The sequence below is a fragment of the Psychrosphaera aquimarina genome, from assembly GCF_032461525.1.
Lineage (GTDB): Bacteria > Pseudomonadota > Gammaproteobacteria > Enterobacterales > Alteromonadaceae > Psychrosphaera > Psychrosphaera aquimarina.
This window is the reverse complement of sequence record NZ_JAWCUA010000009.1, coordinates 1-22,047: the sequence shown is the minus strand read 5'-3', so window position 1 is coordinate 22,047 and position 22,047 is coordinate 1. Positions and strand designations below refer to the sequence as shown.

Here is a 22,047-nt window from a genome sequence, read left to right as displayed (position 1 = left end):
ATGAATAGTTATTTATTGATCAAAAAAATACTCCTAACTATCCTAGGTGGCGCTCTAACCCTAGCAGGTTTAATATTTATTATATTGCCTGGGCCATCAGTGCTATTTTTACTACCTGGGCTATATCTATTAAGTCTAGAGTATGAACAGGCCAAAGTATGGCTTAAGAAGGTTCAAAAGATGATGACGAATACCAGCCGTTGGGTAGATAAAAAGATACGTCAAAGAAAACATTCTTACTAAAAAGAACAGGAATAATGGGAACCACAAGGTTCCCATTTTTTTATCTGTTATTATTTGTTATAACAACTGTATTAATTATTATAATAATAAAGATCTTTTTATGACGACCAATTTAGTTACGCTCAATATTCAAGACAATGGCGTTGCACAAGTAACATTAAACAGGCCTGATAAACTTAACGCACTAAATTTGGATATGTTCAAAGCCATTAATAAAACAATTTCATTGATAGATAATAATAAACGTATTCGCGTGGTTATCTTATCTGGAGCTGGAGAGGACTTCTGTAGTGGTTTAGATATTAAATCAGTAATGAGCCGGCCAATTAACGCAATAAAACTATTATTTAAATGGTTACCTGGCAACCGAAATCTCGCACAAAAAGTAACAAATGAATGGCGAAAACTAAACATTCCGGTTATTGCAGCTATTCATGGCCGTTGCTGGGGAGGTTTACAAATAGCATTAGGGGCTGACTTTAGAATAGCCCATCAAGACGCCTCATTAAGTATCATGGAAAGTAAATGGGGATTGATACCCGATATGGCGGGTAATACTCAAGTTAGAAAATTAATGCCTATTGATCAAGCAATGAAGCTCACCATGACAGCTGAAGTACTAACGGCTGAGCAAGCACTACAATATAATTTGTTAACTGAAGTAACGGACGATCCACTAGACAGAGCCAATCAGTTAGCGTTATCCCTCATAGAAAAATCGCCAGATGTATTAGCTGCGATAAAAAAATTATTCAACGATAATTGGAATGGTTCTGAAAGAGCTCTATTTGCCAAAGAAAGTTGGTATCAAGTTAAAATTTTAGCTGGGAAAAACCAATCAATAGCCACTAAAAAAGCGCTCGGTAAAGACGCGACTTATAAAAATAGAGGGAACTGGTAATCACCTAGTTTTAAATTCTCGTTCTACATTTCGTTATTACATTAAATTTTAGGCAATAAAAAAGGCCACCTAAGTGACCTTTTTCAAAGCATTAAGACGCTGTCTTAATTACGCTAAGATTGATGCTACAACACCAGCACCAACTGTACGTCCGCCTTCACGGATTGCGAAACGTAAACCTTCGTCCATCGCGATAGGAGCGATTAACTCTACTACCATCTTGATGTTATCACCAGGCATTACCATTTCTACGCCTTCTGGAAGCTCTACAGCACCAGTTACGTCAGTTGTACGGAAGTAGAACTGTGGACGGTAACCTTTGAAGAATGGAGTGTGACGTCCGCCTTCTTCTTTAGATAATACGTATACTTCTGATTCAAATTTAGTGTGCGGCTGGATTGAACCAGGCTTCGCTAATACTTGACCACGTTCTACGTCTTCACGTTTAGTACCACGTAATAATGCACCAATGTTCTCACCTGCACGACCTTCGTCTAGCAATTTACGGAACATTTCAACACCTGTACAAGTCGTAGTAGTTGTTTCTTTGATACCTACGATTTCTACTGTATCACCTGTATTTACGATACCTTGCTCAACACGACCTGTTACTACTGTACCACGACCTGAGATTGAGAATACGTCTTCGATAGGCATGATGAATGGCTTATCGATGTCACGCTCTGGCTCTGGAATGTAAGTATCTAGTGCTTCTGCAAGCTCAATGATTTTTGCTTCCCAGTCTGCTTCGCCTTCCAACGCTTTAAGCGCTGAACCTTGGATTAAAGGTAATGTCGTCTCCTGGGAAGTCATATTCTGAAAGTAGTTCACGTACTTCCATTTCTACTAATTCGATTAGCTCTTCGTCATCAACCATGTCACATTTGTTCATGAATACGATGATGTAAGGTACGCCAACCTGACGAGAAAGTAGGATGTGCTCACGAGTTTGAGGCATAGGGCCGTCTGTCGCTGCTACTACTAAGATTGCTCCGTCCATTTGCGCAGCACCTGTGATCATGTTTTTAACATAATCCGCGTGTCCTGGGCAATCTACGTGTGCGTAGTGACGTGTAGGAGTGTCATACTCGATGTGAGAAGTATTGATTGTAATACCACGCTCACGCTCTTCTGGAGCGTTATCGATTTGTGCGAAATCTCTTGATTCGCCACCGTATGTTTTAGATAGTACTGCAGAGATAGCAGCTGTTAATGTAGTTTTACCGTGGTCAACGTGACCAATTGTACCAACGTTTACATGTGGTTTAGTACGTTCAAACTTTTCTCTAGCCATTTTTAAGTTTCCTTAAATTAAATACGATCCTTTTGGATCATTGATTCAAAAATAATTAATTATCTACGTGCAGACATTATCGCGTCTGCTACATTATTTGGTGCTTCACCGTACTTCAAGAACTCCATAGAGTATGAAGCACGACCCTGAGTTGCACTACGCAAATCAGTTGAATAGCCAAACATTTCTGCTAGTGGTACTTGAGCTTTAATAGCTTTCAGACCAGCAGGTGCTTCATCCATACCCTCGATCATTCCTCGACGGCGGTTCAAATCACCTACAACATCACCCATTGACACTTCTGGCGTTATAACCTCGACTTTCATCATAGGTTCCAACAGTTTTGGAGTCGCGTCCAAAGCACCATTTTTAAATGCCATCGAAGCAGCGATTTTAAACGCCATTTCATTAGAGTCAACATCATGAAATGAGCCATCAAATAATGTGGCTTTTACACCCAATACAGGATACCCAGCAAGAACGCCATTCTTCATCTGCTCTTGAATACCTTTATCAATTGCAGGAATGTATTCTTTAGGTACTGTCCCCCCAACAATTTCATTTACGAAAATGTAAGGTTCTTCACTATCAATGCTCATCGGTTCTGAGCTTCAGCCAAACGTGACCATATTGACCACGACCACCTGACTGACGTATAAACTTACCTTCAACTTCAACGGCAGATGTTATGCACTCACGATAAGCCACTTGTGGTTTACCTACATTGCACTCTACACTAAATTCTCGACGCATACGGTCAACAATTATGTCTAAGTGAAGTTCACCCATTCCAGAAATAATGATTTGTCCGGATTCTTCGTCAGTTTCAACTTTGAATGACGGATCTTCGGCAGCTAATTTACTCAGCGCTATACCCATTTTTTCTTGATCAGGTTTCGATCTTGGTTCCACTGCTATTGAGATTACAGGTTCTGGAAATTCCATACGCTCAAGCGTAATTTTATGATTAGGATCACACAAAGTGTCACCCGTTGTCACATCTTTCAGACCAACTGCAGCAGCAATGTCTCCCGCGCGTACTTCTTTAATTTCTTCGCGGTTGTTCGAGTGCATTTGTACAATGCGCCCAAAACGTTCCTTTTTAAATTTAACTGGATTGTAAACACTGTCGCCAGTTTGTACAACGCCAGAATAAACTCTGAAAAACGTTAAGGTACCAACAAATGGGTCTGTAGCGATTTTAAAAGCCAGTGCAGCAAAAGGTGCACTGTCGTCCGCTGGACGTTCGCCTACAGATTCGTCTTCGTTAATACCTGTTATAGCTGGAACTTGAGTTGGTGCAGGCAAATACTCGACAACCATGTCCAATACAGCTTGTACGCCTTTGTTCTTAAATGCTGAACCACAAGCACAAAGTACAATCTCATTTTTTAATGTTCTTTCACGTAGACCGGACTTGATCTCTTCTTCAGTTAGCTCTTCACCTTCAAGGTATTTTTCCATCAACTCATCACTAGCTTCTGCTGCAGCGTCTATCAACTCTTGGCGATATTCTTCTGCTTCTTCTACTAATTCTGAAGGGATGTCTTCATAAGTAAAACTCATGCCTTGATCAGCTTCATTCCAGTTGATGGCCTTCATTTTTATCAGGTCAACAACACCGTTGAAATTATCTTCGCAACCTATCGGTAATTGAACAGGAACTGGCACTGCCCCGAGACGGTCTTTAATTTGACCAACTACGGAATGAAAATCAGCACCGGTGCGATCCATTTTATTGATAAATACCATACGAGGTACGGCATATTTATCCGCTTGACGCCAAACAGTTTCAGTTTGAGGTTGTACCCCCGAAGATGCACATAGAACAACAACAGCACCATCAAGAACTCGTAAAGAACGTTCAACTTCAATAGTGAAGTCAACGTGCCCAGGAGTATCGATAATATTTATTCTGTGTTCGTCAAATTGCGTATTCATCCCTTGCCAAAAACAGGTGGTAGCAGCAGACGTGATAGTAATACCACGTTCTTGCTCTTGCTCCATCCAGTCCATGGTCGCGGCGCCGTCATGCACTTCACCAATCTTGTGAGAAAGACCGGTATAAAAAGTACACGCTCCGTTGTCGTAGTTTTACCTGCGTCTACATGAGCAACAATACCGATATTACGATAACGCTCAATTGGAGTCTTACGAGCCATAAATTCCTCTTATCTGTTCCAGATATTTTATATTTACTACCAACGGTAGTGAGCAAATGCTTTGTTAGCTTCAGCCATTTTATGAACGTCTTCACGTTTCTTAACTGCTGAACCTTTGTTCTCAACTGCATCTGTCAATTCGTGAGCTAGACGTAACGCCATAGACTTCTCACCTCGCTTGCGGGCAGCTTCAACTAACCAACGCATGGCTAGCGTATTACGACGCACTGGACGAACTTCTACAGGTACTTGATAAGTAGAACCACCTACACGGCGAGATTTTACTTCCACTGTAGGACGAACGTTGTCCAAAGCTTCTTCTAATATTGCAAGGTGTTCTTTGCCTGATTTTTCAGCAGCTACATCTAACGCACCGTAGATGATTTTTTCAGCAACAGCTTTTTTACCATCTAACATTACTACGTTGATGAACTTGGTCAATAATTCCGATCCGAACTTAGGATCTGGAAGAACTTTACGTTGACCTATGACTCTTCTTCTTGGCATTTTAAATTCTCCGGTTGCTTCAGGGATATCCCAAAACTAATAAATTAAGTTTGCTTGGCCTTACTAACGGAGAACCGTTAAGACTTCGGCTTCTTCGCGCCGTATTTAGAACGGGCTTGTTTACGATCGTTAACACCTGAACAGTCAAGCGCACCACGAACAGTGTGGAAACGTACACCTGGTAAGTCTTTAACACGACCACCACGGATTAAGATTACACTGTGCTCTTGAAGATTGTGGCCTTCACCACCGATGTAAGATGTTACTTCGTTACCGTTAGTTAGACGAACACGAGCTACTTTACGTAGTGCAGAGTTCGGCTTCTTAGGTGTTGTTGTATAAACACGAGTACATACACCACGTCTTTGAGGACATGCGTCCAATGCTTCAGACATATTGCGTTTTGTCTTCTGCTGACGAGGTTTACGTACCAACTGGTTAATAGTTGCCATTTAAAGCTCCTGATTAGTTGATTTACTACCCATTTCGGCGCACAAACGCGCCTCCCTATAATTAGGGGTGGCGTATTCTAATGCTCGAAAATCAACCTGTCAACCAAGGAATGGTTGAGGGCATGGAAAAGATCGAATACAAATTGCTTATTTTTAACGGTTACAATGCACTAATTTGAGTTGGCATGTAAAACATGGGCTCATTGTAAATGAACTCCACCTGTCAAATTTGAATAAAATCCAAAAGATTTTAGTTTCAAATAATTTAGTTCAGCGTCAGTGTATTCGATTTTTGTTGCTTGTATAACGTAGGACTTAAGCCGAAAAAAGCTTTAAATGTTTTACTAAAATGGCTGATATTTTGAAAGCCTACAGCAAAGCTTGTTTCTGTAATTTGCAGCCCATGTTCTAACAGACGAGCCGCTTCTTTCAATCGTTCCTGTTGTTGGAATACGATGGGAGAGCAACCTAAATGATTTTTAAATTCGATAAAAAATTTAGTTCTGCCCATTAGCGCGATTTTTAGTAGTTGTTCCACGTCTAATGGTAACGCTAAATTAGCGAGAATATAGCTAACTACTGCATTCATTCGGTTAGCTTCTGGATCTTGTTTACAGTAGCCAACAATGAAATCTCTTGTTTGCTGTCGTAACAACCTAGCGCTTAGTTCCGTGACGGCCAAATTAATTAGAAATTGACGGTCTGGATTATTTTCAGTGTAAATTTCTACTATACGATCTAATAAGGCTTGAGTTTGAGTTGTATGATGCGTATGCATCACTTTATGTTGATATCGCCAATCGCCGAATGCACTGCTTTTAGGACTAACATGGTTGAGTTGATCTGCTACTTGATGAACTCTTTCTGGGGCAATTTCGATGGCTAAACAAGTGGTTGGAGTTTCCATCTTAGCTTCCGGGAAATCAATCTTAACCAATTGATTAGGAGCCATAACAAACGATTCGTGAGGTAAAAATACATCATGAAGGCCATCTGAGTGCATGATTTTTTTCCCAGACACCATGCCACAAAACATCAGTTGATCTGAAGATAATCCAACTTGAGAAGCTTGTTGGTATGTATCATATATATTGAGTTCTGAACCTTCAGCAGCAAAACTAACTTTATTCTCAACTAATACCTTCGGTGAGTATCTCACAATCTTATTTTGGATCATCATCTTCTCCTCGCGGACTGACAGCAAACAAAAACGAACCAGCAACACAACAAGTCCGTTTTATCCCCCCTAAACTACTCTTGGTTTGTATATAAAACCATCATAATAAAAAATAAATAATCAAAACAGGGGCAATCGCCATGATTTACGCAAAACCAGGTACACAAGATGCCATCGTACAATTTAAAGACCAATATCAAAATTTCATTGGAGGTGAATGGATAAAGCCTGTAGATGGGCAATATTTTGATAATATCAGCCCAGTTAATGGTAAACCATTTTGTCAAATACCTCGTTCCAATCAAAAAGACATTAATCTAGCGTTAGATGCAGCACATAAAATAAAAGATCAGTGGGGCACAACGTCAGTCACTGAACGTTCAAATTTGATGCTAAAAATTGCTGATAAGATGGAACAGAATCTAGAATTACTGGCTGTAGCTGAAACATGGGATAACGGTAAAGCTATTCGAGAAACGTTAGCTGCAGATATCCCTCTGGCCATCGACCATTTTCGTTACTTTGCTGGCTGTATAAGAGCCCAAGAAGGTTCATTAGCCGAGCTTGACGAAACAACCATGTCGTATCACATACACGAACCTTTAGGAGTCGTTGGCCAAATTATTCCATGGAATTTTCCAATATTAATGGCTGCGTGGAAATTATGTCCTGCATTAGCGGCAGGTAACTGTATAATACTAAAACCAGCTGAACAAACCCCTGCTTCTATATTAGTGTTAGCCGAACTTATCCAAGATATATTACCACCGGGCGTACTTAACATTGTCAACGGTTTTGGCGTCGAAGCGGGTCAGGCGCTTGCGACCAGTGACCGGATAGCTAAAATAGCATTTACAGGCTCTACACCTGTTGGTTCACACATATTAAAATGTGCTGCAGAAAACATTATTCCCTCCACGGTTGAGCTAGGTGGTAAATCACCAAATTTATATTTCCCGGATGTGCTCGATCATGAAGACGAATACCTCAGTAAATGTCTTGAAGGTGCCGTGTTGGCTTACTTCAACCAAGGTGAAGTTTGCACCTGTCCATCACGTTTGTTTATTCACGAGGATATTTACGACCAATTTATCGAGAAAGTAATAGAACGAAGTAAATTAATAAAACGAGGCAATCCATTAGATACAGAAACTATGGTAGGGGCTCAAGCATCGAAAGAACAATTTGATAAAATTTTAAAATATATTGATATTGGTAAAGAAGAAGGCGCTAAAGTCCTAATTGGCGGTAATGTAGAAACTGTCGATAGTGATATCAGCAGTGGTTATTATATTCAGCCTACATTATTAGAAGGCCATAATAAAATGAGAGTGTTCCAAGAAGAAATTTTTGGTCCTGTCATTTCTGTTTCAAAGTTCAAGGACGAAGCGGAAGCTTTAGAGTTAGCCAATCAATCTGAATTTGGTTTAGGTGCTGGTGTTTGGACAAGAGACATGAATAAAGCATTTAGAATGGGTAGAAGAATTCAAGCCGGACGAGTGTGGACTAACTGTTACCATATGTATCCAGCGCATGCTGCTTTTGGTGGCTATAAAAAATCAGGGATTGGCAGGGAAACCCATAAAATGGCATTAGAACATTATCAACAAACCAAAAACCTATTAGTAAGTTACGATATCAATCCATTAGGTTTTTTCTAATAAAAACTTGATAAGGCTAGCGATGTTAGCTCGTTATGTTTAAGCAAAAAAAAACCCGCTACAGTAGCGGGTTTTTGATATTACAAAGATTTATTACTCAACGTCAGCGTTTAACGCGTCAGCTAATGCTTGTTCAGCATCTATAGCAGTAACTGTCTCAGTTTCACCAGCCTTATCAAAAGCGGCCGCTGCGGCTGCTTTGTCTAAGTGATAGCTAAAACCAGTACCTGCTGGAATTAATCGACCAACAATTACGTTTTCTTTAAGACCGCGTAAGTCATCACGTTTGCCACTAACAGCAGCTTCAGTAAGTACTCGAGTTGTCTCTTGGAAAGAAGCCGCTGAAATAAATGATTCAGTTGCCAATGACGCTTTAGTTATACCTAAAAGGTCACGGGTAAATTTAACTAAATCTTTACCTTCTGCAGCTAATGCACGGTTAGCAATTTTAACTTTAGATACTTCAACTTGCTCTCCGACTAGGAAATCAGATTGACCTGCATCAGTAATAATTGCTTTACGTAACATTTGGCGACAGATAGCTTCGATGTGCTTGTCGTTAATTTTTACACCCTGTAAACGGTATACTTCTTGAACTTCATTAACTATGTAGTTCGAGAATGCAGTAATACCACGTAAACGTAAGATGTCATGCGGTGCTTCTGGGCCATCCGCGATAACTTCACCAGTATAAACTGACTCACCTTCGTATACGTTAAGCTGACGCCATTTAGGGATCATCTCTTCGTGAGCTTCACCTTCTTCTGGTGTGATAACTAAACGTTTCTTACCTTTAGTCTCTTTACCGTAGCTAATAGTACCGCTAATTTCTGCAAGAATAGCTGGTTCTTTAGGTTTACGAGCTTCAAACAAGTCGGCTACGCGAGGTAGACCACCCGTGATGTCTCGAGTTTTTGAACCTTCTTGAGGAATACGTGCTAATACGTCACCAGGTACAACTTCAGAGCCATCTTTCGCTTCGATAGTTGTAAATGATGGTAAGCGTATTTCCTGCATACCAGACTCACCAGAATCAACAATAAGTTTAGGCTCTTTTGCGTTAGCTAAAGAAAGATCTTTAACAACCGTACGAGTTAAACCAGTTAATTCATCAGTTTGTACTTCAGTATTCGCTTCTTCAACGTCAGAGAACTGAATCTTAGCAGCACGCTCAACGATAATTGGATGTGAATGCGGGTCCCAGTTAGCAACCGTATCGTTACCTTTAACTTCAGCACCATCAGCAATTGTCATTACAGCACCGTAAGGTAACTTATAACGCTCTTTTTCACGACCTTGGTCGTCAATGATAGTAACTTCAGCAGAACGAGAAGTGATAACTAGTTTACCGTCAGCATTAGTAACGTGTTTTGCATTATGAAGACGAACTGTACCGTCACTCTTAACTTGAACACTGTTAGCTGCTGATGCTCTTGATGCCGCACCACCGATATGGAACGTACGCATCGTAAGCTGTGTACCTGGCTCACCAATTGATTGTGCTGCAATAACACCGACTGCCTCACCTTGGTTAATCAGGTGACCACGAGCCAAGTCACGACCGTAACAAGCTGCACAAACACCAAAGTCATTCTCACAAGTAATGATTGAACGAACTTCAACTTCATCAACTGAGTTTTCTTCTAAAAGATCACACAGTTTTTCGTCTAACATTACACCAGCTTCAACTAAAACTGTTTTAGTTTTTGGAATAACGATTTCTTTAAGAGTTACACGACCCAATACGCGTTCACGTAGTGGCTCAACAACGTCACCGCCTTCAATAAGAGGTTTCATTGTTATGCCTTCTTCAGTTCCACAGTCATGTGCTGTGATAACCAAATCTTGGCCAACATCTACTAGACGACGAGTTAAGTAACCCGAGTTAGCTGTTTTAAGTGCGGTATCCGCCAAACCTTTACGCGCACCGTGAGTAGAGATGAAGTACTGTAGTACGTTCAGACCTTCACGGAAGTTTGCCGTAATTGGCGTTTCAATGATTGAGCCGTCTGGTTTTGCCATCAAGCCACGCATACCAGCTAACTGACGGATCTGAGCGGCACTACCACGAGCACCAGAGTCAGCCATCATAAATACGCTGTTAAACGAAGGTTGAGTTTCAGTTACACCATCACGGTTAACAACTTGTTCTGTAGACAAGTTGTCCATCATCGCTTTTGAAACTTTTTCGTTTGCTGTAGACCAGATATCGATAACTTTATTGTATTTCTCACCCGCTGTTACTAGACCTTGTTGGAACTGGTCTTGAATTTCAGCAACTTCTGCTTGAGAGTCTTCAATAATTTCATGTTTTGCATCTGGAATAACTAAATCGTCAATACCAATTGAGTTACCCGCTAACATCGCGTAATGGAAACCGGTATACATGATTTGGTCAGCAAACATTACTGTGTCTTTAATTCCAAGACGACGGTAACATTCATTGATTAACATTGAGATTTGTTTCTTACCAATTGCTTGGTTCATCAAATCAAAAGGGAAACCTTCTGGAGCAATCATTGATAAAATAGCACGGCCTACTGTCGTATCTTTAATAGAAGTAACATTAGAACGAGAACCGTCTTCTGCTATTACTACTTCAGTCATACGAACTTTTACACGTGCATGTAAGTCTGCGCTACCTGTACGGTATGCTTTTTCAGCTTCTTTTTTATCTTTAAAGATTGAACCTTCACCTTTAGCATTTATTCTGTCACGTGACATGTAATAAATACCTAATACAACGTCCTGTGAAGGAACGATGATAGGCTCACCATTAGCTGGTGATAAGATGTTGTTCGTCGACATCATTAATGCACGAGCTTCTAATTGAGCTTCAAGCGTTAATGGTACGTGTACAGCCATTTGGTCACCATCGAAGTCGGCGTTATATGCCGCACAAACTAATGGATGCAATTGAATAGCTTTACCTTCGATTAGAACAGGTTCGAATGCTTGGATACCAAGTCTATGAAGAGTTGGTGCACGGTTAAGCATGACTGGGTGTTGACGAATTACTTCATCTAAAATATCCCATACTTCCGGAGCTTCACGCTCAACCATTTTCTTCGCAGCTTTGATAGTCGTAGCCATACCACGTAATTCTAATTTTCCGTAGATAAATGGTTTGAATAACTCAAGTGCCATTTTCTTAGGAAGACCACATTGTTGTAGTTTAAGCGTAGGACCAACAGTGATTACAGAACGACCAGAGTAGTCAACACGTTTACCAAGTAGATTCTGACGGAAACGACCTTGTTTACCTTTGATCATATCAGCCAAAGATTTAAGAGGACGCTTGTTAGAACCAGTAATCGCACGACCACGACGACCATTATCTAATAATGCATCAACCGCTTCTTGTAACATACGTTTTTCGTTACGCACGATAATATCAGGCGCAGCTAAGTCTAATAGACGTTTCAAACGGTTATTACGGTTGATTACACGACGATATAAGTCATTCAAATCAGACGTAGCAAAACGACCGCCATCTAGAGGTACTAGTGGACGTAAATCTGGTGGTAAAACAGGAAGAACTGTCATAACCATCCATTCTGGGCGGTTACCTGAGTTACAAAATGCTTCCATTAATTTAAGACGTTTTGTTAACTTCTTACGCTTAGTTTCAGACGTTACCGTTGGTAACTCTTCTTTCATCTCAGCGTATTGTTGGTTGATATCGATGTCTTTTAAAAGTTCAAATACGGCTTCAGCACCCATTTTCGCTTCAAATTCATCGCCATGCTCTTCCAATGCATCTAAATATTCTTCTTCAGATAACATTTGACCTTTTTCAAGCGTCGTCATGCCAGACTCAGTCACAGCATAAGACTCAAAATAAAGAACACGTTCAATATCACGTAACGTCATATCTAGCATTAAACCAATACGCGACGGTAATGATTTTAAGAACCAGATATGTGCAACTGGGCTTGCTAGTTCAATGTGACCCATGCGTTCACGACGAACTTTAGTAAGCGTTACTTCAACGCCACATTTTTCACAAATTACACCACGATGCTTAAGACGTTTGTATTTACCACATAAACACTCATAGTCTTTAACTGGGCCGAAGATACGAGCACAGAACAAACCATCACGTTCAGGTTTGAACGTACGATAGTTAATTGTTTCTGGCTTTTTAACTTCACCAAATGACCAAGAACGAACAACGTCTGGTGACGCTAGGCCGATTCGAATTGAATCAAACTCTTCGCTCTTGTTTTGTTGTTTCAAAAACTTAAGTAAGTCTTTCACTTGTGTTCTCCTGTCGGAGTGAAACATTAGGGCGAACTACTATTAGAACGCCCTACCACTCAATTTCTAAGAACTTAATCGGTTACCCGACTAAGATTATTCTTCTTCCAGCTCGATGTTTAAACCTAACGAACGAATCTCTTTTAACAATACGTTAAACGATTCTGGTATCGCAGGTTCCATACGATGATCGCCGTCAACAATGCTCTTATACATTTTTGTACGACCATTAACGTCATCTGACTTAACAGTAAGCATTTCTTGAAGGGTATAAGCGGCACCATAAGCTTCTAGTGCCCATACTTCCATCTCTCCGAAACGCTGACCACCGAACTGAGCTTTACCACCAAGTGGTTGCTGAGTTACTAAGCTGTACGAACCAGTTGAACGAGCATGCATTTTGTCATCAACTAAGTGATTCAGTTTAAGCATGTACATGTAACCAACCGTTACTTTACGCTCAAATGCATTACCAGTACGGCCGTCGAACAAGGTAAATTGTCCACTACGCGGCATGTCTGCTAGTTCAAACAAGTCTTTTATTTCTGACTCTGCAGCACCATCAAATACAGGTGTAGCAATAGGAACACCAGCACGTAAGTTTTGCGCTAAACGACGAACTTCATCATCTGAGAAACTTGCGATATCAACTTCTTGACGAGAAGTACCAGAAGCATAGATCTTGCTCAAGAATTCACGAATTTCCGCTAACTCTTTTTGCTCTTTGATCATGCGATCTAATTTCTCACCTAAACCACGAGCAGCCATACCTAGATGTGTTTCTAGTATCTGTCCAACGTTCATTCGAGATGGAACGCCTAGTGGGTTAAGTACGATATCTACAGGTGTACCAAATTCGTCATGAGGCATGTCTTCCACAGGAACAATAGTAGAAATTACACCTTTGTTACCGTGACGACCAGCCATCTTATCACCAGGTTGAATACGACGTTTAACAGCAAGGTATACCTTAACAATCTTAAGAACACCTGGCGCTAAATCATCACCTTGAGTGATTTTACGACGCTTAACTTCATACTTTTTATCGTATTCCGCACGTAACTCTTCAAAACTAGTCGCTAATTGCTCTAATTCTGATTGTTGAGTTTCGTCTTTTAAGCTTTGTTGGAATAACTTCTCGCCTTCTAATGTTGCTACTTTATCAGCATCAACACCGCCAGCAATTAACAAGTCACGAGTACGTGCATGTAAGTTATTCTCTAAGATTCTGAACTCTTCATTCAAATCTTTCTTAGCTTGCGCTAATTGCATTTCTTCAATGTCTAACGCACGTTTGTCTTTCTCAACACCGTCACGTGTGAACACCTGAACGTCAATTACCGTACCTGAAACAGAGTTTGGTACACGTAAAGAACTGTCTTTAACGTCAGATGCTTTTTCACCGAAGATAGCTCGTAAAAGTTTTTCTTCTGGAGTTAGCTGTGTTTCACCTTTAGGGGTTACTTTACCAACTAAGATATCGCCGCCTTTAACTTCAGCACCGATATAAACAACACCAGAGTCATCAAGTTTACCAAGTGCTGACTCACCAACATTAGGGATATCAGAAGTAACTTCTTCTGGACCTAATTTAGTATCACGAGCCACACAACTTAATTCTTGAATATGAATTGTTGTTAAACGGTCTTCTGTTACTACACGCTCAGAAACAAGGATTGAATCCTCGAAGTTGTAACCATTCCAAGGCATGAAAGCAACACGCATGTTTTGACCAAGTGCTAATTCACCCAAATCCGTAGAAGGACCATCAGCTAATACATCGCCACGTTGAACAGGTTCACCGGCACGAACAGTAGTACGTTGGTTAATACATGTGTTTTGGTTAGAACGTGTGTACTTAGTTAAGTTATAAATGTCGATACCAGCTTCACCGGCTTTACATTCGCTTTCGCTAACTTTAACAACAATACGTGAAGCGTCAGCGTAGTCGATAACACCACCACGTTTCGCAACAACCGTTACACCAGAATCTTTAGCTACTACCGCTTCAACACCAGTACCAACAAGAGGCTTATCAGCTCTTAACGTTGGAACTGCCTGACGTTGCATGTTCGCACCCATTAGGGCACGGTTAGCATCATCGTGCTCAAGGAATGGAATTAAGCTTGCTGCAACAGATACAACCTGCTGAGGAGCCACGTCCATGTATTGAACTTGATCAATAGTAGTAATTGTAAATTCATTTTTGAAACGACAAGGAACAAGTTCGTCAGTTAGACGATTGTCTTTATCCATCTCAGCACTAGCCTGAGCGATAACAAACTTATCTTCTTCAATTGCCGATAAATAATCAATATCACCCGTCACTACACCGTCAACAACTCGACGATATGGCGTTTCTAAGAAACCATAGTGATTAACTCGTGCAAATATAGACAATGAGTTAATTAGACCAATGTTTGGTCCCTCTGGAGTTTCAATCGGACAAACACGACCATAGTGAGTTGGATGAACGTCTCGAACTTCGAAACCAGCACGTTCACGTGTCAAACCACCTGGACCTAAAGCTGAAATACGACGTTTATGCGTCACTTCAGACAATGGGTTATTTTGGTCCATGAATTGTGATAATTGGCTTGAACCAAAGAATTCTTTTATCGCTGCCGAGATAGGCTTAGCGTTAATTAAATCCTGTGGCGTTGTGCTGTCTAAATCACCAAGGCTCAAACGTTCCTTAACGGCACGTTCAACACGAACAAGACCAACACGGAATTGGTTTTCTGCCATTTCACCAACAGAACGTATACGACGGTTACCTAAGTGGTCAATATCGTCTACATCACCTTTACCATCACGGATACTAATAAGCACTTTCATAACATCAGTGATGTCTTGTTTGCTTAAAGTACCTTCACCGGTTAAATCATCACGACTAACTCGACGGTTAAACTTCATTCGACCAACGCTAGATAAATCATAACGTTCAAGAGAGAAGAATAAGTTTTCGAATAAAGCTTCCGCTGAATCTTTTGTCGGTGGCTCACCAGGACGCATCATGCGGTAAATTTCAACTAACGCTTCAAGGCGGTTAGTAGAAGAATCTACGCGTAACGTATCTGAAATGTATGAACCGTGATCTAACTCATTGGTATAAATGATTTCGAATGAACTATGTCCAGCTTCAGCCATTTTAGCTAATAGCTCTAAACTGATTAAGTCATTTGCTTCTGCAACAACTTCACCAGTTGACTCATCGATGTAGTTTTTAGCTAACACTTTATCGATGATATATTCATGTGGTACTTCAATCTGTTTGATAGCAGATTTTTCCATTGTACGAATATGACGAGCAGTAATTCTTCGGCCTGTTTCGACAACGACTTCGCCATCATCATCTTTTATATCAAATAATGCAGTCTCACCACGTAAGCGAGAAGGTTGAAGTTCCATTAAGATCTTTTCATCTTTAATTTCAACTGCAATATTATCAAAGAATAACTCTAGAATTTCTTCAGTAGAATATTCTAATGCACGTAACATGATTGTTGCCGGTAATTTACGACGACGATCGATACGAACAAATAAATTATCTTTTGGGTCAAACTCAAAGTCTAACCAAGAACCACGGTAAGGAATAACGCGAGCGTTATACAAAACTTTACCTGAAGAGTGCGTTTTACCTTTGTCATGATCAAAGAACACACCTGGAGAACGGTGTAACTGAGAAACGATTACACGCTCAGTTCCATTTATTACAAATGTTCCGTTGTCCGTCATTAAAGGCATTTCGCCCATATAAACTTCTTGCTCTTTGATATCTTTAACAGTACCAGGAGCAGCTTCTTTATCCATAAGAACTAAACGAAGTTTTACGCGCAATGGAGCCGCGTATGTAACACCTCTAATTTGACATTCTTTCACGTCGAACACAGGTTCTCCAACGCGATAACTGACAAATTGTAATTCGGCGCTACCAGAATAGCTCTTAATAGGGAATACAGAACGGAAGGCCGCTTCTATACCATTGTTACCGTCTACGTCTGCTTGAATGAATTTATTATACGATTCAAGCTGAACTTGTAGAAGATATGGCATGTCTAAAACGTGTTCACGTTTGCCAAAATCCTTACGAATTCGTTTCTTTTCAGAATAAGAGTAAGCCATGTGGTTCCTCAGCTTGCTGATTTTTGACCCTATATGCCTGCCAGTTACATACTTAGCAGACTACCTCTGACAATAAAAAACTTGTCTTAAAAGAAAGTTTTATCATCAAACTTTGCACTATAAAAGTTTTTCTACAGATATAGCGCAAAAAGGCCGGTGATAATCATCACCAGCCTATGCCTAAATTTTAGGCAGATAATCTAACAAACGTTAGATTATTTGATTTCAACAGATGCGCCTGCTTCTTCAAGAGTAGCTTTAAGTTCTTCAGCTTCTCCTTTAGATACCGCTTCTTTAACTGCAACAGGAGCAGCTTCAACCATTGCTTTTGCTTCTTTAAGGCCAAGACCTGTAGCAGCACGTACAGCTTTGATAGCAGATACTTTGTTTGCGCCAGCAGCAGTTAACATTACGTCAAATTCAGTTTGCTCTTCACCAGCTTCAGCAGCAGGACCAGCAACAACAGCAGCAGCTGCAGTTACACCGAATTTTTCTTCCATTGCTTCAACTAGTTCAACAACTTGCATTACAGACATTTCTGCAACTGCGTCTAAGATTTGCTCTTGAGTTATAGACATTTTTCTATTCCTAACTTAGTGAGTGATTTTTTCACTCTAAATACTTTAAACAAAAAACCGCTTTACGTTTATTAATAAACAGTAAAATTATGCAGCTTCTTTCGCTTCTTTTACTGCAGCTAGTGTTTTCACTAGTTTGCCTGCAGAAGCTTCTTTCATTACGCTCATCAATCGTGCAATAGCTTCGTCGTATGTAGGTAGTGACGCTAAAACGTCAACAGCTACTACGTTGCCTTCAAAAGATGCAGTTTTAAGTTCAAACTTTTCGTTTTTCTTTGCGAAATCTTTAAAGATACGCGCACCAGCACCTGGGTGCTCGTTAGAAAATGCGATTAGAGTAGGACCTATAAATGCATCAGAAAGACATTCGAAGTCAGTACCTTTAACAGCAAGTTTAGCTAAAGTGTTGCGAACAACCTTCATCCAAACACCGTTCTCACGAGCTTCTTTACGAAGTTGTGTGATAGCTGTTACTGATACACCACGAGCATCTACTACTACAGCAGATAGAGCGCCTTTGGCTGCTTCTTGGACTTCAGCAACTACTGCTTTTTTGCCATCAAGATTTAATGCCATTAGCTTTTCTCCTGGTTAAAGTTGGATTACTCCAACTCGTTTTTATTAGTCTAAGGTTTAACCCTTAAACAATTCCGGTGAAAGCCAGAAGGTAATCTTCTGGGGTCATCACCATCTGCGTAGGAAATTAAGTTTCATTGACAAGTCAAATCCACACCTACGGTCTTGGATGGAGGTGTAATAAAACACCTCAACCCGAATACGAAAGTTACTTATCTAAAGAGATAGAACTTTGGTCTAATGCAACGCCAGCACCCATAGTCGTAGAAAGGCTGATTTTCTTAATGAAAGTACCTTTTGCAGACGCAGGTTTTGCTTTAACGATTGCACTTACTAATGCTTCTAAGTTTTGCTTGATAGAGGCAACATCAAATTCAGCTTTACCAATTGAAGCGTGAACGATACCAGCTTTATCATTACGGTAACGAACCTGACCAGCTTTAGCATTTTTAACTGCTGTTGCTACGTCTGGCGTTACTGTGCCAACTTTAGGGTTAGGCATAAGTCCACGTGGACCTAAGATTTGACCTAATTGACCAACAACACGCATTGCATCAGGAGATGCAACAACTACGTCGAAGTTCATTTCGCCAGCTTTAATTTGCTCAGCTAGGTCTTCCATGCCTACGATGTCAGCGCCTGCCGCTTTTGCAGCTTCAGCGTTAGCACCTTGTGTAAATACCGCTACACGTACATCTTTACCAGTACCGTTTGGAAGTACAGTAGCACCACGAACGTTTTGGTCAGATTTACGAGGGTCGATACCCAAGTTAATTGCAACATCAACACTTTCTTTAAACTTAGCAGTAGCTAGTTCTTGAAGTAGAGATACAGCTTCTTCGATGCCGTATTCACGTGTTGCATCAACTTTTTCACGAATTAAACGTGTGCGTTTTGTTAATTTAGCCATTGATTAACCCTCTACATTCAAGCCCATTGCACGAGCTGAGCCGGCAATAGTGTGTACAGCTGCGTCCATATCGGCCGCAGTAAGATCAGGTTGTTTAGTCTTAACAATCTCTTCAAGTTGAGCACGAGTAACCGTACCTACTTTCTCAGTGTTTGGACGACCTGAACCAGACTTGATTCCAGCAGCTTTCTTAAGTAAATAAGATGCAGGTGGAGTCTTAGTTTCGAATGTGAATGAACGATCATTGTAAACAGAAATAACAACCGGCACTGGTGCGCCTTTTTCCATCTCACCAGTTTTGGCGTTGAATGCTTTACAGAATTCCATGATGTTCACACCATGTTGACCAAGTGCTGGACCAACTGGTGGACTAGGGTTTGCTGCACCAGCTGCAACTTGCAACTTGATTAGCGCTTCTACTTTTTTAGCCATTTTAGCTTCCTCATTAGTGGGTCTTTGCCTAGTAAGAACGAGGTTTCTTACTTAACGGCTTCCCGGTTAAACCATTTTGACGCTCATACAAACGCACAAACAAATGGGTCGCGCATTATATAGACAATCGCAACCCATTTCAATGATAAATTTACAGTGTTATTTATTTGTCTTTTTCTACTTGACCAAATTCTAATTCAACTGGTGTTGAACGGCCAAAGATCAAGACAGATACTTTCACGCGGCTCTTCTCGTAATCCACTTCTTCAACAACACCGTTAAAGTCAGCAAATGGACCATCAGTAACGCGAACAACTTCACCTGGTTCAAATAACGTTTTAGGTTTTGGTTTATCAACGTTTTCTTCAAGACGATTAAGAATTGCACTTGCTTCTTTATTGGTGATTGGTGCTGGACGATCCGACGTTCCACCAATAAAACCAAGTACACGAGGCGTATTTTTAACTAAATGCCATGCTTCTTCGTTCATCGCCATTTCTACCAGAACGTATCCTGGGAAAAATTTACGCTCTGAACGTCTTTTTTGACCTGCACGCATTTCTACAATTTCTTCAGTTGGAACTAAGATACGGCCGAAAAAATCTTCCATCTCTTCAATTTTAATATGTTCAACTAGAGCTTTTTGTACACGAGCTTCATAGCCAGAATAAGCTTGAACCACATACCAACGTAACTTTTCACCGGTAGATGTTTCAGTTCTAAATTCTACTTTTTCAACTGGAGCTGTTTCTTCGTTCAACTCTGCGTTTTCATTCATTTCATTATCAGACATTATTAAATTCCTACACCAGTTAAGAAGGTAACTAAAGCTCTTAAGCCCATATCGATGAAATATAACAATACAGCAATTAATGCTGTTGCTAAAAAGATGATAAACGTTGTTTGTGTCGCTTCTTGACGCGTCGGCCAAACCACTTTACGTACTTCAGTTCTAGATTCTTTAGCAAAATTTAAAAACGTTTTGCCTTTGAACGTTGTAGCGGCAAAAAAGCCAGCTATCACGACTGCACCAACAACACCCACAGCACGTATAAGCACTGATTCCTGATCGAACATGTTATTTGCGATTACGGCACCTGCTAATAAAGCAATTGCTACAATCCATTTTACTAAATCCAGTCCTTTATTTGACTGTTCAATGTTGGCACTTCATTTTTTACACCTTACTACTAAAAAAATTTAATGTATTAACGTTGTTAAATGGAAATGATCTTTTAGAAAATCACTCTCGTTTAAAAACGTATTACCCCTTCCCTTACATCAATACAAAACTAACAGTTACACCACTTTTGTGAATCAGAAGTTTAAAGGGAATCATAAAAGAGGGCGCGCTATTATACTAATCAACTCTGAACTACAAGTTGAAAGATAAATTAATTTACTTTGTCGTTTTCTACCAAACTGACAGCCAATAAAAAAGGCCACCTAAGTGACCTTTTTCAAAGCATTAAGACGCTGTCTTAATTACGCTAAGATTGATGCTACAACACCAGCACCAACTGTACGTCCGCCTTCACGGATTGCGAAACGTAAACCTTCGTCCATCGCGATAGGAGCAATTAACTCTACTACCATCTTGATGTTATCACCAGGCATTACCATTTCTACGCCTTCTGGAAGCTCTACAGCACCAGTTACGTCAGTTGTACGGAAGTAGAACTGTGGACGGTAACCTTTGAAGAATGGAGTGTGACGTCCGCCTTCTTCTTTAGATAATACGTATACTTCTGATTCAAATTTAGTGTGCGGCTGGATTGAACCAGGCTTCGCTAATACTTGACCACGTTCTACGTCTTCACGTTTAGTACCACGTAATAATGCACCAATGTTCTCACCTGCACGACCTTCGTCTAGCAATTTACGGAACATTTCAACACCTGTACAAGTCGTAGTTGTTGTTTCTTTGATACCTACGATTTCTACTGTATCACCTGTATTTACGATACCTTGCTCAACACGACCTGTTACTACTGTACCACGACCTGAGATTGAGAATACGTCTTCGATAGGCATGATGAATGGCTTATCGATGTCACGCTCTGGCTCTGGAATGTAAGTATCTAGTGCTTCTGCAAGCTCAATGATTTTTGCTTCCCAGTCTGCTTCGCCTTCCAACGCTTTAAGCGCTGAACCTTGGATTAACGGTAAGTCGTCTCCTGGGAAGTCATATTCTGAAAGTAGTTCACGTACTTCCATTTCTACTAATTCGATTAGCTCTTCGTCATCAACCATGTCACGTTGTTCCTTGAATACGATGATGTAAGGTACGCCAACCTGACGAGAAAGTAGGATGTGCTCACGAGTTTGAGGCATAGGGCCGTCTGTCGCTGCTACTACTAAAATTGCTCCGTCCATTTGCGCAGCACCTGTGATCATGTTTTTAACATAATCCGCGTGTCCTGGGCAATCTACGTGTGCGTAGTGACGTGTAGGAGTGTCATACTCGATGTGAGAAGTATTGATTGTAATACCACGCTCACGCTCTTCTGGAGCGTTATCGATTTGTGCGAAATCTCTTGATTCGCCACCGTATGTTTTCGCTTAACACTGCAGAAATTGCTGCTGTTAGAGTAGTTTTACCGTGGTCAACGTGACCAATTGTACCAACGTTAACGTGCGGTTTCGTACGTTCAAACTTTTCTCTTGCCATTGTAGTGACCTTTCTAAGTTGAGTTAACAAATCGCTTTAGATATAAAGCGTGATATATAAAATTGATTAATTTATGCAAGGATGGAAAAGAGAAAGAT

The 22,047-nt window shown here is 40.5% G+C and carries 14 protein-coding genes and 3 pseudogenes; 3 read left to right on the top strand and 14 right to left on the bottom strand.

Annotation, left to right across the window (positions count from 1 at the left end; translation table 11 throughout):
- Positions 1-243 (top strand): PGPGW domain-containing protein, encoded by a 243-nt coding sequence (locus RT723_RS11275; protein WP_252731617.1) that lies wholly within the window; start codon positions 1-3, stop codon positions 241-243.
- A 100-nt stretch (positions 244-343) separates the two neighbouring features.
- The gene (locus tag RT723_RS11270) at positions 344-1,144 is read left to right on the top strand and encodes a crotonase/enoyl-CoA hydratase family protein (protein WP_315947197.1); all 801 of its coding nucleotides are present in this window, start codon (positions 344-346) and stop codon (positions 1,142-1,144) included.
- A gap of 108 nt (positions 1,145-1,252) precedes the next feature.
- Here RT723_RS11270 and tuf (RT723_RS11265) read toward each other — a convergent pair.
- The 5 genes and pseudogenes from tuf (RT723_RS11265) to RT723_RS11245 form a co-directional block, all read right to left on the bottom strand.
- Positions 1,253-2,438, bottom strand: a pseudogene (tuf, locus tag RT723_RS11265) (elongation factor Tu).
- A gap of 59 nt (positions 2,439-2,497) precedes the next feature.
- A pseudogene (gene fusA / locus RT723_RS11260) lies at positions 2,498-4,600 on the bottom strand (elongation factor G).
- 36 nt (positions 4,601-4,636) lie between these two features.
- Complete coding sequence (gene rpsG, locus RT723_RS11255; RefSeq protein ID WP_216053904.1) at positions 4,637-5,107, bottom strand: 30S ribosomal protein S7; 471 nt, start codon at positions 5,105-5,107, stop codon at positions 4,637-4,639.
- Between the two features lie 77 nt (positions 5,108-5,184).
- Positions 5,185-5,559 (bottom strand): 30S ribosomal protein S12, encoded by a 375-nt coding sequence (gene rpsL, locus RT723_RS11250; RefSeq protein WP_105050925.1) that lies wholly within the window; start codon positions 5,557-5,559, stop codon positions 5,185-5,187.
- A gap of 265 nt (positions 5,560-5,824) precedes the next feature.
- Positions 5,825-6,736, bottom strand: a complete 912-nt coding sequence (locus RT723_RS11245) for an AraC family transcriptional regulator (RefSeq protein WP_315947196.1) — start codon at positions 6,734-6,736, stop codon at positions 5,825-5,827.
- A gap of 140 nt (positions 6,737-6,876) precedes the next feature.
- Between RT723_RS11245 and exaC the strand changes: the two genes are divergently transcribed.
- The gene (exaC, locus tag RT723_RS11240) at positions 6,877-8,397 is read left to right on the top strand and encodes an acetaldehyde dehydrogenase ExaC (RefSeq protein WP_315947195.1); all 1,521 of its coding nucleotides are present in this window, start codon (positions 6,877-6,879) and stop codon (positions 8,395-8,397) included.
- A gap of 93 nt (positions 8,398-8,490) precedes the next feature.
- Here exaC and rpoC read toward each other — a convergent pair whose 3' ends face one another.
- The 9 genes and pseudogenes from rpoC to tuf (RT723_RS11195) all read right to left on the bottom strand — a co-directional run bounded on the left by rpoC (position 8,491) and on the right by tuf (RT723_RS11195) (position 21,949).
- Complete coding sequence (gene rpoC / locus RT723_RS11235; RefSeq protein WP_315947194.1) at positions 8,491-12,657, bottom strand: DNA-directed RNA polymerase subunit beta'; 4,167 nt, start codon at positions 12,655-12,657, stop codon at positions 8,491-8,493.
- A 96-nt stretch (positions 12,658-12,753) separates the two neighbouring features.
- Entirely contained in the window at positions 12,754-16,782 is a 4,029-nt protein-coding gene (gene rpoB, locus RT723_RS11230) for a DNA-directed RNA polymerase subunit beta (RefSeq protein WP_216053908.1), read from the bottom strand.
- Between the two features lie 215 nt (positions 16,783-16,997).
- Positions 16,998-17,360 carry a 50S ribosomal protein L7/L12 gene (rplL, locus tag RT723_RS11225; RefSeq protein WP_216053909.1) on the bottom strand — a complete coding sequence of 121 codons (363 nt, stop codon included), beginning with the start codon at positions 17,358-17,360 and terminating at the stop codon, positions 16,998-17,000.
- A gap of 87 nt (positions 17,361-17,447) precedes the next feature.
- Positions 17,448-17,936, bottom strand: a complete 489-nt coding sequence (gene rplJ, locus RT723_RS11220) for a 50S ribosomal protein L10 (RefSeq protein ID WP_216053910.1) — start codon at positions 17,934-17,936, stop codon at positions 17,448-17,450.
- A 208-nt stretch (positions 17,937-18,144) separates the two neighbouring features.
- Positions 18,145-18,846, bottom strand: coding sequence for a 50S ribosomal protein L1 (gene rplA, locus RT723_RS11215; protein WP_216053911.1), 702 nt, complete (start codon positions 18,844-18,846; stop codon positions 18,145-18,147).
- 3 nt (positions 18,847-18,849) lie between these two features.
- Positions 18,850-19,278: a 50S ribosomal protein L11 gene (gene rplK, locus RT723_RS11210; protein ID WP_315947193.1), complete on the bottom strand. Its 429-nt coding sequence runs from the start codon at positions 19,276-19,278 to the stop codon at positions 18,850-18,852.
- A gap of 163 nt (positions 19,279-19,441) precedes the next feature.
- Positions 19,442-20,071: a transcription termination/antitermination protein NusG gene (gene nusG, locus RT723_RS11205; RefSeq protein ID WP_428983661.1), complete on the bottom strand. Its 630-nt coding sequence runs from the start codon at positions 20,069-20,071 to the stop codon at positions 19,442-19,444.
- A gap of 2 nt (positions 20,072-20,073) precedes the next feature.
- A complete protein-coding gene (gene secE, locus RT723_RS11200) occupies positions 20,074-20,439 on the bottom strand; it encodes a preprotein translocase subunit SecE (RefSeq protein WP_315947302.1) in 366 nt (121 codons plus the stop codon).
- A gap of 324 nt (positions 20,440-20,763) precedes the next feature.
- Positions 20,764-21,949 (bottom strand): annotated as a pseudogene (gene tuf / locus RT723_RS11195) (elongation factor Tu).
- Positions 21,950-22,047: the final 98 nt, after the last annotated feature.

Excerpts from the sequence above, each read along its gene's own strand:
- RT723_RS11275 (WP_252731617.1), top strand. The coding sequence starts at position 1 with ATGAATAGTTATTTATTGATCAAAAAAATACTCCTAACTATCCTAGGT.
- RT723_RS11270 (WP_315947197.1), top strand. The coding sequence starts at position 344 with ATGACGACCAATTTAGTTACGCTCAATATTCAAGACAATGGCGTTGCA.
- rpsG (WP_216053904.1), bottom strand. The coding sequence starts at position 5,107 with ATGCCAAGAAGAAGAGTCATAGGTCAACGTAAAGTTCTTCCAGATCCT.
- rplJ (WP_216053910.1), bottom strand. The coding sequence starts at position 17,936 with ATGGCATTAAATCTTGATGGCAAAAAAGCAGTAGTTGCTGAAGTCCAA.
- rplL (WP_216053909.1), bottom strand. The coding sequence starts at position 17,360 with ATGTCTATAACTCAAGAGCAAATCTTAGACGCAGTTGCAGAAATGTCT.
- nusG (WP_428983661.1), bottom strand. The coding sequence starts at position 20,071 with ATGTCTGATAATGAAATGAATGAAAACGCAGAGTTGAACGAAGAAACA.
- rplK (WP_315947193.1), bottom strand. The coding sequence starts at position 19,278 with ATGGCTAAAAAAGTAGAAGCGCTAATCAAGTTGCAAGTTGCAGCTGGT.
- rpoB (WP_216053908.1), bottom strand. The coding sequence starts at position 16,782 with ATGGCTTACTCTTATTCTGAAAAGAAACGAATTCGTAAGGATTTTGGC.
- rpsL (WP_105050925.1), bottom strand. The coding sequence starts at position 5,559 with ATGGCAACTATTAACCAGTTGGTACGTAAACCTCGTCAGCAGAAGACA.
- RT723_RS11245 (WP_315947196.1), bottom strand. The coding sequence starts at position 6,736 with ATGATCCAAAATAAGATTGTGAGATACTCACCGAAGGTATTAGTTGAG.
- rplA (WP_216053911.1), bottom strand. The coding sequence starts at position 18,846 with ATGGCTAAATTAACAAAACGCACACGTTTAATTCGTGAAAAAGTTGAT.
- exaC (WP_315947195.1), top strand. The coding sequence starts at position 6,877 with ATGATTTACGCAAAACCAGGTACACAAGATGCCATCGTACAATTTAAA.